The 12444-nt window shown below is 72.5% G+C and carries 12 protein-coding genes; 5 read left to right on the forward strand and 7 right to left on the reverse strand.

All coding sequences use genetic code 11. From position 1 onward, the window contains the following. Positions 1 to 233: 233 nt before the first annotated feature. Both ADK64_RS00675 and ADK64_RS00680 read right to left on the reverse strand, forming a co-directional pair. Positions 234 to 1004, reverse strand: coding sequence for a methyltransferase (locus ADK64_RS00675; protein ID WP_053653799.1), 771 nt, complete (start codon positions 1002 to 1004; stop codon positions 234 to 236). A 156-nt stretch (positions 1005 to 1160) separates the two neighbouring features. After that, positions 1161 to 1730, reverse strand: a complete 570-nt coding sequence (locus tag ADK64_RS00680) for an SAV_6107 family HEPN domain-containing protein (protein WP_053653801.1) — start codon at positions 1728 to 1730, stop codon at positions 1161 to 1163. 167 nt (positions 1731 to 1897) lie between these two features. Between ADK64_RS00680 and ADK64_RS00685 the strand changes: the two genes are divergently transcribed. The 5 genes from ADK64_RS00685 to ADK64_RS00705 all read left to right on the forward strand — a co-directional run bounded on the left by ADK64_RS00685 (position 1898) and on the right by ADK64_RS00705 (position 7916). Next, a complete protein-coding gene (locus ADK64_RS00685) occupies positions 1898 to 2656 on the forward strand; it encodes an ATP-binding cassette domain-containing protein (RefSeq protein WP_078992420.1) in 759 nt (252 codons plus the stop codon). After that, complete coding sequence (locus ADK64_RS00690) at positions 2643 to 4727, forward strand: YhgE/Pip family protein (RefSeq protein WP_053653805.1); 2085 nt, start codon at positions 2643 to 2645, stop codon at positions 4725 to 4727. Before ADK64_RS00685 ends, ADK64_RS00690 begins: the two co-directional genes overlap by 14 nt. Positions 4728 to 4774: 47 nt before the next feature. Then, on the forward strand, positions 4775 to 5404 hold the full coding sequence (locus tag ADK64_RS00695; protein ID WP_053653807.1) for a TetR/AcrR family transcriptional regulator: 630 nt from the start codon (positions 4775 to 4777) through the stop codon (positions 5402 to 5404). A gap of 353 nt (positions 5405 to 5757) precedes the next feature. Beyond that, a complete protein-coding gene (locus ADK64_RS00700) occupies positions 5758 to 6360 on the forward strand; it encodes a DUF4126 domain-containing protein (protein WP_053654363.1) in 603 nt (200 codons plus the stop codon). 47 nt (positions 6361 to 6407) lie between these two features. Further along, positions 6408 to 7916: a phytoene desaturase family protein gene (locus ADK64_RS00705; protein WP_199829442.1), complete on the forward strand. Its 1509-nt coding sequence runs from the start codon at positions 6408 to 6410 to the stop codon at positions 7914 to 7916. A gap of 34 nt (positions 7917 to 7950) precedes the next feature. Here ADK64_RS00705 and ADK64_RS00710 read toward each other — a convergent pair whose 3' ends face one another. From ADK64_RS00710 to ADK64_RS00730, 5 genes are all read right to left on the reverse strand, one after another. Beyond that, complete coding sequence (locus tag ADK64_RS00710; RefSeq protein ID WP_053653811.1) at positions 7951 to 8898, reverse strand: hypothetical protein; 948 nt, start codon at positions 8896 to 8898, stop codon at positions 7951 to 7953. A 56-nt stretch (positions 8899 to 8954) separates the two neighbouring features. Further along, complete coding sequence (metF, locus tag ADK64_RS00715) at positions 8955 to 9878, reverse strand: methylenetetrahydrofolate reductase [NAD(P)H] (protein WP_053653813.1); 924 nt, start codon at positions 9876 to 9878, stop codon at positions 8955 to 8957. 141 nt (positions 9879 to 10019) lie between these two features. Beyond that, on the reverse strand, positions 10020 to 10670 hold the full coding sequence (gene thiE, locus ADK64_RS00720; RefSeq protein ID WP_053653815.1) for a thiamine phosphate synthase: 651 nt from the start codon (positions 10668 to 10670) through the stop codon (positions 10020 to 10022). Between the two features lie 93 nt (positions 10671 to 10763). Beyond that, complete coding sequence (locus ADK64_RS00725) at positions 10764 to 11129, reverse strand: Rv2175c family DNA-binding protein (RefSeq protein WP_053653816.1); 366 nt, start codon at positions 11127 to 11129, stop codon at positions 10764 to 10766. A 63-nt stretch (positions 11130 to 11192) separates the two neighbouring features. Further along, positions 11193 to 12425: an NAD(P)/FAD-dependent oxidoreductase gene (locus tag ADK64_RS00730; protein WP_234384417.1), complete on the reverse strand. Its 1233-nt coding sequence runs from the start codon at positions 12423 to 12425 to the stop codon at positions 11193 to 11195. Between the last annotated feature and the right edge of the window lie 19 nt (positions 12426 to 12444).

Consider the following 12444-nt stretch of genomic DNA (forward strand, 5'->3'; position numbering starts at 1 on the left):
CCTTCAGGATAGGCAGGGAATCGCCCCCGTGAAACCCGCCCCTCTACGCCAATTGGCCAACCGGAGTCCGGCATGACTGTCCCGGCTCGCTGAGGCTTCCATTCCCCTGCGGCCGACCCGTCATGCCGGGTGGTGCACCTCGATCATACGGCGCAAACCCCTCGATCGGGGGTCTTGTGTCGTACTCCATCCGCCCTCGATGCCCTGATCAGCGGTGGGTCCCGGCAGTTCGCTCAGGACCTGGCGGCACCCGGCGTCTCGCCGAGCACGTGCAGCTGGGTGGCGACGGAGTGGAACGCGGGCAACTCGGCCGCGGTGGCCTCCAGCTTGAGCAGCGCGTCGAGGGCGCCGGGCTCGGTGTCCACCAGGACGCCGGGGACGAGGTCGGCGAAGACCCGCACGCCGTGCACGGCGCCGACGGTCAGGCCCGCGCCCTCGACCAGAGCGGTGAGCTGCTCGGCGGTGAACCGGTGCGGCATCGGGTCGCCGCTGCCCCAGCGGCCGTCGGGGTCCTGGAGCGCCTGGCGGGCCTCGGTGAAGTGGCCGGCGAGGGCGCGGGCGAGCACGGCGCCGCCGAGGCCGGCGGCGAGCAGGCTGAGGATGCCCTCCGCGCGCAGTGCGGCGACGGCGTTGCGCAGGCCCTCGGCCGGGTCGTCGACGTACTCCAGGACGCCATGGCACAGCACGGCGTCGTAGCCGCCGCGCTCGACCACGTCGAACAGGCCGTGCGCATCGCCCTGGACGCCCCGGACCCGCTCGGCGACGCCGGCCTCGGCGGCCCGGCGCTCCAGTGCGAACAGCGCGTTCGGACTGGGGTCGACCACGGTGACGCGGTGGCCGAGCCGGGCGAGGGGTACGGCGAAGTTGCCGCTGCCGCCTCCGGTGTCGAGGACGTCCAGCGCGTCCCGTCCCGTGGCCTTGACCCGGCGGTCGAGGGCGTCCTGGAGGACCTCCCAGACCACGGCGGTACGAAGAGAGGCGCGAGGGCGCAAGGGGTCCGACACGGCAGTTGACTCCTCGGCAGGCGAAAGGCTTCAGGCGATCTCCACCCTATTGCCTTCGGTGCCGTACCCGGTCATCGCGGCCGGGTACGGCACGCTGCGTCTCGGCCGACGCACGACCGCTGCGGTCGTCCGCCTCCGGGACGCTACGGCCCGTGGTCAGCCCGTGTCCGGAAGCTCACCTCGCGCTCTCGGGCCGGCCGTCTCCCGGGTCTCCACCGCGTCGCTGCGAGGCTGGGGCAGGACGGGCTGGAGGACGAGCATCCGCTCCACGATGCGCAGGAACATCCCCGCGTCGCGTATCAGGTCGTCGGCGTCGCGCTGTCCGGCGGCGCCCTGGATGCCGGCCTCGGCGCGGGCGCGACGGGCGGCACCGGAGGCGAACAGCGCGCTCCACTCGGTCAGTTCGGGGGCGATCTCGGGCAGCACCTCCCAGGCGCTGCGGATCCTGGCGCGGCGTCGCGGGTTGGTCTCGGGCCGGCCCCGGGCGGCGAGCACGGCGGCGGCGGTGCGCAGGGCGGCGAGGTGGGCCGTCGCATAGCGCTCGTTCGGCGTTTCCAGGACGGCGGTCTCCTCCAGGCCGGCGCGGGCCTGGGCGAGCAGGTCGAGGACGGCGGGCGGGGCCGTGGTCCGGCGCAGCACGGGGTGCACGTCGCTCGCCGGGCCGGTCAGTGAGGGGGCAGGGCCGGTGGTGCGGCGCCGGCGGGCGGCGGCGGACGGATTGGCCATGACGAACCTCCTGTCGTCTGGGTGACGGCACAGGTGCCGTATGTGCCCATCGTGAGGTATGGCACTGACAATCCGTTCTGACCTGGGGTTTTGCCTCGATCGTAGGTTCGGGAGTATTTTTGCACTGACCAGTCAGTTCAATAAATGCCGATCAGGCAGGGGTGCTTGTGGACGGCGTGGACGTCACGGCCGGGGGCCTCGGGCTCAAGGGACCGCGGGGGTGGGCCTTTCGCGGCGTCGCTCTCGACGCACGGCCCGGCTCGCTCATCGCGATCGAGGGACCGTCCGGCTCCGGCCGCACGTGTCTCCTCCTCGCGCTCACCGGGCGGATGAAGCCCACCGAGGGAACGGCCACCGTCGGCGGGCTCGCGCTCCCCCGCCACATGGCCGCGCTGCGCCGGATCAGCGCGGTGGCCAACGTGGCCGGGGTGACCGACCTGGAGCCGGCCCTGACCGTCGGCGAGCACCTGCGCGAACGCGCGCTGCTGCAGAGCCGGTTCGGCGACTCCCTGCGCGAACTGCTGCGCCCCCGCGCGCAGCGCGTGCACGAGGCCCGGCTGCGCGTCGACGCGGCGCTGGCCGCCGCCGGACTCGACCTCGAGACACTGCCCAAGGGCTCCCGGACGGCCGTGCGCGACCTGGAACGGCCTCAGGAACTGCGCCTGTCCATCGCGTTGGCCCTCCTCGGCCGGCCCGGACTGCTCGGCGTCGACGACATCGACCTGAAGCTCTCGGACACCGAGCGCGCCGAGGCCTGGGACCTGCTGCGCTCCCTCACGCGCGCGGGGACGACGGTGGCGGTCGTCTGCCGCACCGCGCCCGCGGACTGCGTCGTCGTACGGACCGGGCCGGACGACGACGAGGCAGAGGCCTCCAAGAGCGACGAGAAGAGCGACCCCAAGGAGGAATCCGATGCGCTCGCCTAGGCTGGCCGCGCTCGAGCTGAGGCGCTTCGGACGCGGGAAGCTGCCGCGCGCCGCCCTGGTCGCGCTGCTCGTGCTGCCCCTGCTCTACGGCGCCCTCTACCTGTGGTCCTTCTGGGACCCGTACGGCCGCCTGGACCGTATCCCGGTGGCCCTGGTCAACGACGACAAGGGCGCCACGGCGAGCGGGAAGGACATCACGGCCGGCAACGACATCGTCGCGGGGCTGCGCGACAGCCGGACCTTCGACTGGCACGAGGTGAGCGACGAGGAGGCCCGCAAGGGCGTCGAGGACGGCACCTACTACCTTTCACTGACCATGCCGGCCGACTTCAGCAGCCGGATCGCGTCCAGTTCGGGCGGCTCGCCCGAGACCGGCGCCCTGCGGGTGCGCACGAACGACGCGAACAACTACATCGTCGGCCAGATCTCCCGGACCGTCTTCAACGAGGTGCGCTCGGCCGCCTCCACCAAGGCCTCCCGCACCTTCCTGGACAAGATCTTCGTCTCCTTCTCCGACATCCACGGCAAGACCGTCACGGCCGCCGAGGGCGCCGACCGGCTGAACACCGGCATCGGCAAGGCGGAGAAGGGCTCCAAGGACCTCGCCGACGGGCTGAAGGACGCCAAGAACGGCAGCGGCGACCTCGCGAAGGGCCTGAAGAAGCTGAACACGGGTGCCGGAGACCTCGAGGACGGGTCGCGGCGGGTCGCCGACGGCACACAGGCACTCGCCGACAAGGTCAACGGTGTCGACGCCGCGACCGGCCCGTACCTGAAGGGCAACGAGAAGACCATCGGGGACACCGCCCGGCTGGTCTCCGACTCGGCGAAGACCGTCAAGGACAACCTCGACGTCCTGATGAAGCTCGCGCCCGCCGCCGACACGACCGCGCACGCCTCCTCGGCCGTCATGGACAGGATCTACCAGGACCGCTGCGAGGGTGCCGCCCTCCCCGACCCGGCCTGCCCGGACCTCAAACGGGCCAGGACGGCCGCCGCCGAGGTGGCCACCGTCGCCGACGACCTCGACACGCTCGTCGCCGACCAGAACGGCGACCTGAAGACCATGCGGGCCAACCTCGGCACGCTGCAGAAGCAGGCGGACGCCCTCGCCGAACGCGCGCCGTACCTCGACAAGGACGTCGCCGACGCCGTCAAGAAGGTCAACGAGCTGAACGACGGTGCGCAGAAGGTCGCCGCCGGCGCCGAGAAGCTGCACACCGGCCTCGGCACCGCACGGACCGGCGCGACCACCCTGGACCAGGGCATCGGTACGGCCTCCTCGGGCGCCCAGACCCTGAGCGGCGGCATGTACAAGCTCTCCGACGGTTCCGGGAGGCTCGCCGGCGGGCTGCACGACGGCGCGAAGAAGATCCCGGACTACGACAAGCGGGAGCGCGACGCGCGCACCGGCGTGATGGCCGACCCGGTCCAACTCGCCTCCCACGACCTGCACAAGGCGCCGAACTACGGCACCGGGTTCGCCCCGTACTTCATCCCGCTGTCCCTCTGGGTGGGCGCGATGGTGGCCTACATGCTGATCCAGCCGCTCAACCGGCGCGCCCTGTCGGCCGGTTCGCCGGCCTGGCGGATCGCCCTGGCCGGCTGGCTGCCGGTGGCCGCCGTGGGCGTGCTCCAGGTGTCCGCGCTGATGGCCGTGCTGCACTGGGCGATCGGTCTGCAGATGCTGCACGCGGCCGGCACGATCGGCTTCCTGTTCCTCGTCACGGCGTGCTTCGCGGCGATCGTGCAGTGGCTGAACGCCCGCTTCGGCGCGGCGGGCCGGATCCTGGTGCTCGCGCTGCTGATGCTCCAGCTGACCTCGGCGGGCGGCACGTACCCCGTGCAGACCAGCCCGGGCTTCTTCAACGCGATCCATCCGTTCCTGCCGATGAGCTACATCGTGGAGGCACTGCGCCGGCTGATCACGGGCGGCGGGCTGGGCCCGGTGTGGCAGGCGTGCGCCGTACTGGCCGCGTTCACGGCGGGCGCGCTCGCCCTGACCGCCCTCGCGGCCCGGCGCCGCCAGGTGTGGACGCTGGACCGGCTGCACCCGGAGCTGAGCCTGTGATCCCGGAGAAGTCTCGGCACGCACGCGCACCTGTGAGAATCGGGACCATGGAAAGCAGCAGCGCCAGGTCCGGCGGCAGCACGCGCCGCGAGGCCACCCGGCAGAAGCTCTACGAGGCGGCCGTCACGCTCATCGCCGAGCAGGGCTTCTCCGCGACCACTGTGGACGAGATCGCGGAGCGGGCCGGGGTCGCGAAAGGCACGGTCTACTACAACTTCGCGAGCAAGTCGGTCCTCTTCGAGGAGCTGCTGCGGCACGGGGTGGGACTGCTCACCGCCTCCCTGAAGGAGGCCGCGGAGCACACCGCGCGCGTGGGCGGCAGCAAGGTGGACGCGCTGGACGCCATGGTCCGCGCGGGCCTGGTCTTCATCGACCGCTACCCGGCCTTCACCCAGCTGTACGTGGCCGAGCTGTGGCGCACCAACCGCGCCTGGCAGTCCACGCTGATGGTGGTCCGGCAGGAGGCCGTCGCGGTGGTCGAGGGGGTGCTGCGCGAGGGCGTGGCGGCCGGGGAGTTCAGCGACGAGATCGATGTGCAGCTGACGGCGGCCGCGCTGGTCGGCATGGTTCTGGTGGCCGCGCTGGACTGGAAGGCCTTCCAGCCGGAGCGCTCCCTGGACGACGTCCACGCGGCCCTGTCCCGGCTGCTGCAGGGACGCGTGAGCGGAAGGGGCTGAGGTACGGGAAAGGCGCCGGTCCGCTGCCGGACCGGCGCCTTTCCGTTCCCCTTGTTCCCCGTACTCCCCCGTACGGTTCTCCCCCGATGGTCCCCCGTGGGTGGTCGTCCCCCGGGTCCCCCGACTCGCTTCCGCCGACGGATCGGCGGAAGGAGCGGCCAGGTGGCGGGCGCCGTTCCGCCGCCCCGTGTCGGCGGTGCCGGGCCGCGCCCCTGTGCCGTGTCCCTACTCTCCCGTCCTCACGGGTCCCGGCCCATCCGCGCGCGTACTCAACTCTCGACCTGAGTACGGATACTCAGCCGTACGCGCGCGTGCCCACGCGTGCGGCCCGCCGCCTGGCTACGATCGCGTCCGTGTCCGTACTTCCCCTGGTCTTCACCAGCGGCTGGGCCAGCGGCATCAACGCCTACGCGGTGGTGCTGCTGCTCGGCCTGTTCGGCGTGACGGGGGTGAGCGACGACATCCCGCAGACGTTGCAGCGCCCCGAGGTCCTGATCGCGGCCGGTGTGCTGTTCCTGTGCGAGGCGGTCGCCGACAAGATCCCGTACGTCGACTCGCTGTGGGATTCGGTCCACACGGTCGTCCGGCCGCTCGCCGGCGCCTGGGTGGGCGCGCTGCTCGCCGGGCAGAGCGGCTCGCTGTCCGACGTGGCGGCCGGCCTGATCGGCGGCTCGACGGCGCTGGCCAGCCACACCGTGAAGGCCGGGACACGGATGGCGGTCAACACCTCGCCGGAGCCGTTCAGCAACTTCGCGCTCAGCCTCGCCGAGGATCTCGGGGTCGGCGGCATCGTCTCGTTCGCCATGTTCCATCCCGAGGCGGCGGCGATCATCGCGGCCGTCCTGCTGGTCACCGGGCTGATCGTGCTGGTCTTCCTGGTCTCGCGCATCCGGCGTTTCCTGCGCCGCCGCGCCCAGCGCCGCGAGGAGCGCCGACTGGCCTCACGGGCGCCCTGACCGGCCCGCGGGCCGGATTGTCAGTAGCGGTCGATAAAGTCGCAGGCATGGCACGGATTGCGGTGATCGGCGCCGGGATGGGCGCGATGGCGGCTGCCGCCCGGCTGGCCGTCGCGGGCCACCGGGTGACGGTGTACGAGCGTACGGACACGTACGGCGGCGCGGTGCGCCGTTTCGAGCGGGACGGGTTCGGCTTCGACACGGGCCCGGGACTGCTGACGCTCCCCGCGGTGTACCGCGATCTGTTCGTCAAGACCGGCAAGGAGCCGCTGGAGGACTGCGTCGAGCTGGTCCAGGTCGACCCCTCCGCGCGGCACGTCTTCGCGGACGGCGCCGAGGTCTGCGTGCCGAACGCCTCGCGCGCGGGTGTGGTCACGGCTCTGGACGAGGCGCTGGGTGCGGGCGCGGGCGAGCGCTGGGGCGACTTCCTGGTGCGGGCCCGGGAGGCCTGGGACCGCACCCGCAGGCCGCTGCTGGAGGAGCCGCTGTGGCCCAACTGGCAGGTGCTGGCCGGGAAGGAGCCCTATCCGGCGGTCCCGCACAAGCGGCTGCTGCGCACCCGGCACGCGCGCACACTGGCCGAGATCGGCGCCTGGGAGCTGCGCGACGAGCGGCTGACGGCCCTGCTGGAGAGCTGCGCGCTCGGCTACGGCCTGGACCCGCGCACCGCCCCGGCGAGCGCGGCCGTGCTGCCCTACATGGAGCACGCCTTCGGCACCTGGTACGTGCGCGGCGGCATCCGGGAGTTGGCGCGCGCGGTGTACGAGCGGTGTCTGAAGCGTCGGGTCGAGTTCGTCTTCGACGCGGAGGTCATGCGCGTCCTGGACAGGGACGGCCGGGTCGCGGGCGTGGAGTTGAGGGACGGCACGGTGGCCGAGGCCGACCATGTCGTGGCGGACGTGGACCCGGCGCGGTTGAAGGTGATGACGGACCGTCCGTTGGACAAGGCCGGGGATGTCCAGGTCAATGCGTTCATGACCCGTCCCGGGCGGTTCATGGTGCTGCTGGCCCTGCGCGGCGGGCGGGAGGCCGGTGCCGTGCACCGCACGGTCGTCCACCCGCCGGACCCGACGTCCGAGCTGGACTTCCTGGCCACGGCGGCCGGAGACCAGCCGCCGCCCACGGTGACCGTGCTGCGCCCCGACGACCCCGCGCTCAGACCGGACGACGGGCACGAGTCCGTGGTGCTGTCCGCGGTGGTGCCGGGCGCCGCCGACTGGGAGGAGGAGGGCGTGGTCCGGAAGTACACGGACGATCTCCTCGAAGCCGCCCAGGCCGCGATACCGGGCCTGCGGGACCGCGTCCTGTGGCAGGAGGTGCGCACACCCGACGACAGCGACGAGGAGACGAGTGCCTTTCTCGGCGCGGTGCCGGCCCCCGCACTGGCCGCAGGGCAGGGCCGTTTCCTGCACCCGGCGAACACCACCCGGCTGCCCGGCCTGTACCGGGTCGGTGGCTGGTCCCACCCGGGCGGCGGCCTGCCGCACGCGGGCATGTCGGGCGCGCTGGTGGCGGGGCTGATCGTGGAGGGCCCGGGATTCCGCGGCTCCCAGTGAGAAGGGCCCGGATCCCGGAGGCCGGCTCAGACGATCAGAAGCGGTACTGCTCGTCGTACCCGGCGCCGGGCTGCGGCTGCTGAGCCTGACCGTGACCCTGGTACGGATACGGCTGCTCCTGCGGGAGTTCGCCGGTGTAGGCCTCGTCGGTGCGCTGCTGCGGCACCCACACCCCGCCGGCCGGGGTCTCGCCGTAGCCGCCGGTGGCGTAGGGGTCCTGGGCGTAGCCCTGCTGGGCGTACTGCCCGGCGTAGCCGGTGTCGTAGCCGGCGGTGCCGTAGGACTGGCTGCCGATGTACGGGTCGGAGTAGTTGGCGTAGCCCTGCTGGCCGCCGGCGTCGTAGCCGTAGCCCTGCTGGCCGTAGCCCGAGTAGTCGTAGGCGTAGGCCTGCTGCCCGGCGCCCTGGGGCTCGGCCGCGTGGGTGGCGGTGTCGCCGTAGACGCCGTAGGAGCCGGTGTCCTCGGGCATCGGCTGCGGCTCGTAGATCGCGGTGGTCTCGGCGGCGGGCTCGGCTGCGCGGGCCGGGGCGAAGACGTCGTCGCGGTCGTAGTCGTCGTAGTCCTCGTGGCCCTGGGCGTAGACGGCCTGCTCGCTGCCCTGGTCCTCCCCGGGGCCCGCGGGCTCCGGCTCGGCGACCTCCGGCGCGGGGTCCTGGCGGTCAGCCTTGCCACGGCGGCGCTTGCTGCCCCCGCCGCTGCTTCCGCCGCTGTCGACGCTCTCGCCGTCGGGGCGCTTGACCGCCCAGCCGGCGGCGAAGCCGCGGCGGAACGACAGGGTGACGTAGGTCTGACCGATGGCGAAGGCGATGGCGCCCACGCCGATCACGATCACGGACGGCATCAGCACACCGAGCACGACACCGAGAAAGCCGACGAAGGCCAGCAGCCGCCAGCGCAGCCGTGCCTTGTACTGCAGCAGTACCTCGCCCAGCAGCCACAGTGCGACGCCGCCGAACGCGATGTAGAGGACCGTCCAGCCCATGTACGCCCCTCTCCCAGTGGCCGCTACGCAGTGTGTCGTATCGCGGTGCGGCCGGTCTAGGCCTGCGGGGGGTGGTGCAGGCCCAGGTTCTCGTAGATTTCCAGGGTCGCCGTGGAGTTGTTCAGCGTGATGAAGTGCAGTCCGGGCACTCCCTCGGCGAGCAGCCGAGCGCAGAACTCCGTGGCGAATTCGATACCGATGGAGCGTACCGCTGTCGGATCGTCCTTTGCTGTGAGGATCCGCTCTTTCAGGGCGTCCGGGAAGACCGCATTGCTGAGTTTGGGCAACCGTTCCAGCATCTTCACGCTGGTGACCGGCAGGACCTCCGGTATCACCGGGGTGTCACAGCCCGCGGCCACCACTCGGTCACGCAGCCGGAGATAGGACTCCGGCTCGAAGAACATCTGTGTGATGGCGTAGTCGGCGCCCGCGCGGCATTTGTCCACGAAGTGGGCGACGTCGGTGTCCCAGTCCGCCGAGCGGGGGTGCATCTCCGGGAAGGCGGCGACGCCCACGCAGAAGTCGCCCGACTCCTTGATGAGCCGGACGAGTTCGGCCGCGTAGGTCAGGCCCTTGGGATGCGGGACCCATGCGCCCATGGGGTCGCCGGGCGGGTCGCCGCGCACGGCGAGCATGTTGCGGATCCCCGCGTCCGCGTACTGGCCGATGATGTTGCGCAGCTCGGCGATGGAGTGGTCCACCGCGGTGAGGTGGGCGACCGGGGTGAGGGTGGTGTCGGCGACGATCTGCTGGGTCTCCTTGACCGTGCCCGCGCGGGTCGAGCCGCCGGCGCCGTAGGTCACGGAGACGAAGTCGGGGGCGACCGCCTCGACCCGCCGGAGCGCGCTCCACAGGTTCCGCTCGCCCTTGGGGGTCTTCGGCGCGGAGAACTCGAACGAGTACGTCTTCTTGCCGGTGGCGAGCATGTCACGCACGGTGCGTGCGCGATCAGTCCTGGTGGATGCGGTTCCGAGGGCCATACGGGCAGGTTAGCCAGGGGTGGGCGGTCCCCCAACCGGACGCCGTAGATTTGCCCGAATTGCCGGACTCCTGTCCAGCAGGTGGACAGAACGCTCCAACAGGCGGGCCGTCACCGTGCGTCCCGGACTCCTGGCGGACGGCTACCGGGCGTCCCGGAGTCGCTTGGCGAACGCGGTCGCGGCGGCTCCCGGGTCGTCGGCCTCGGTGATCGCGCGGACGACGACCACCCGGCGGGCACCGGCGTCCAGCACCTCGTCGAGGTTGGCGAGGTCGATGCCGCCGATGGCGAACCAGGGGCGCTCAGTGCCCAGAGCGGCCGTGTACCGCACCAGGTCGAGGCCGGGCGCGTGGCGGCCGGGCTTGGTGGGGGTGGGCCAGCAGGGGCCGGTGCAGAAGTAGTCCACGCCGTCCTGCGCGGCGGCCGCCGCGGCCTCGTCCTCGGCGTGCGTGGACCGGCCGATCAGCACCTCGTCACCGAGGAGGGCGCGGGCCGCGGGGACCGGCAGGTCGCCCTGGCCGAGGTGGAGCACGTCGGCGCGGGCCGCGTGGGCGACGTCCGCGCGGTCGTTGACCGCGAGGAGCTTGCCGTGCCGGGCACAGGCGTCGGCGAAGACCTCCAGATGGGCCAGCTCCTCGGCGGCCTCCATGCCCTTGTCCCGCAGCTGCACGATGTCGACACCGCCGGCCAGGACCGCGTCCAGGAACTCGGGCAGGTCGCCCTGGCGCCTGCGCGCGTCCGTGCACAGGTACAGCAGGGCGCCGTCGAGCGCGGTGCGTGCGGTGTCGGACATGCGTGGGTCCCCCCGTGGTCGGTGTCGCTGGCGGCTGTCACGGGTGGCGTGCGGACCGCGGCCCGCACGCCACCCCTCGTGGTACGGGTCGGCTCAGACGGCGAGCGCCTGGGCGCGGCGCTTCACCTCCGTGCCGCGATTCTCGCTCAGGGCCTGCGCGGGGGTGCCGGGCAGGGTCGGGTCGGGAGTGAAGAGCCACTCCAGCATCTCTTCGTCCGTGAAACCGTCGTCCCGCAGGAGCGTCAGGGTCCCGGACAGGCCCTTGACGACCTTGTCCCCGTCGATGAAGGCGGCGGGGACGTGCAGCGCCCTGTTCTCACCACGGCGTACGGCGATGAGCTGGCCCTCCTTGACCAGCTGCCGCACGCGCGTCACCTCGACGTCGAACTGTTCGGCGATGTCGGGGAGGGTGAGCCAGGCGGGGACGAGAGCATCAATCTTTGCGTCAATCTCGGTCACGGAACAAGCCTGCCATCCCCCACTGACAGTGGGAAACCGGGCGGGTCCACCCGGGAGAACGACTTAGGGAACGGTCGCGTCCTTCAGTGGGCGGGCCGGGTCGGCCAGGGCCCCGGCGTCCATGCCGCGGCCCGCCTCGATCAGCCGGCGGCCCTGGGCCAGATCACGCGGGCGGCCCACCGCGAGCAGGGCCACCAGCCGGTCCTCGCGCAGCCAGCACACCGTCCACGCGGGACCCGCCGGATCGCCGCGCCACACCAGGCGGTCGGCCGCCGCGTGATGCCCCGCGTACTGCACGAAGCGGCCGAACTGCTCGGACCAGAAGTACGGCACCGGGTCGTAGACCAGCGAGGTGTCGCCGAGGATGTGGGCGGCGACCGTGCGCGGGCCCTGCAGGGCGTTGTCCCAGTGGTGGACGAGCAGCCGTTCGCCGTAGCGGGCCGAGGGGAAGGAGGCGCAGTCGCCGACGGCGTACACGTCCTCGACGGACGTGCGCAGGTGGGCGTCGGCCACGACCTCGCCGTGCGTGCCCAGCTCGATGCCGGAGCCGGCCAGCCAGCCGGTGGCGGGGCGGGCGCCGATACCGACGACGACGGCGCCCGCGGGCAGCCGCGTGCCGTCGGAGAGCACCACCGCGCCGGGCTCGACGCGCTCCACGCGCGCGTGTGTGCGCAACTCGGCACCGGCGTCGGCGTACCAGGCGGTCATCGGCGCCGCGACCTCGGCGGGCAGGGCGCCCGCGAGCGGCCGGTCGGCGGCCTCGACGACGGTGACCGCGCAGCCCGCCTCGCGCGCGGCCGTGGTGAACTCGGCGCCGATCCAGCCCGCGCCGACGACCACGATCTCGTGCTGCCGGGCGAGCACCGGCCGCAGCCGCTCGGCGTCGTCCAGGGTGCGCAGCAGATGCACGCCCGGCACACCCTCGGTGCCCGGCAGCACGATCGGCTCGGCACCGGTGGCGAGGACCAGGACGTCGTACGGCACCGGGCCCGCCTCGGTGTCCAGCTCGTGCTCGGCCGGGCGCACGCCCAGCACCTCGCGGCCGAGCCGCAGCTCGACGTCGAGCGACTCGAAGTCCACGTCGAAGGCGGAGCCCTCGGCCTTGCCCAGCAGCACGGCCTTCGACAGCGGCGGCCGGTCGTACGGCTGGTGCGGCTCGGCGCCGATCACGGTGACGGTGCCCTTGAAGCCCTGTTCCCGCAGGGCGACCGCGGTCTGCACTCCGGCCATGCCCGCGCCGACGACGACCACGCGCCGCCCCTGTGACGTGCCCTCCTGGGCTGTGTGCTCGCTCACCTGATCACCATAGACACGT

The sequence above is a fragment of the Streptomyces sp. MMG1121 genome, from assembly GCF_001280015.1.
In the GTDB taxonomy this organism is placed as follows: domain Bacteria; phylum Actinomycetota; class Actinomycetes; order Streptomycetales; family Streptomycetaceae; genus Streptomyces.

Coding starts and splice junctions, on each gene's coding strand:
- ADK64_RS00690 (WP_053653805.1), top strand. CDS start 2,643: ATGCGCTCGCCTAGGCTGGCCGCGCTCGAGCTGAGGCGCTTCGGACGC.
- ADK64_RS00695 (WP_053653807.1), top strand. CDS start 4,775: ATGGAAAGCAGCAGCGCCAGGTCCGGCGGCAGCACGCGCCGCGAGGCC.
- ADK64_RS00705 (WP_199829442.1), top strand. CDS start 6,408: ATGGCACGGATTGCGGTGATCGGCGCCGGGATGGGCGCGATGGCGGCT.
- ADK64_RS00680 (WP_053653801.1), bottom strand. CDS start 1,730: ATGGCCAATCCGTCCGCCGCCGCCCGCCGGCGCCGCACCACCGGCCCT.
- thiE (WP_053653815.1), bottom strand. CDS start 10,670: ATGTCCGACACCGCACGCACCGCGCTCGACGGCGCCCTGCTGTACCTG.
- ADK64_RS00710 (WP_053653811.1), bottom strand. CDS start 8,898: ATGGGCTGGACGGTCCTCTACATCGCGTTCGGCGGCGTCGCACTGTGG.
- metF (WP_053653813.1), bottom strand. CDS start 9,878: ATGGCCCTCGGAACCGCATCCACCAGGACTGATCGCGCACGCACCGTG.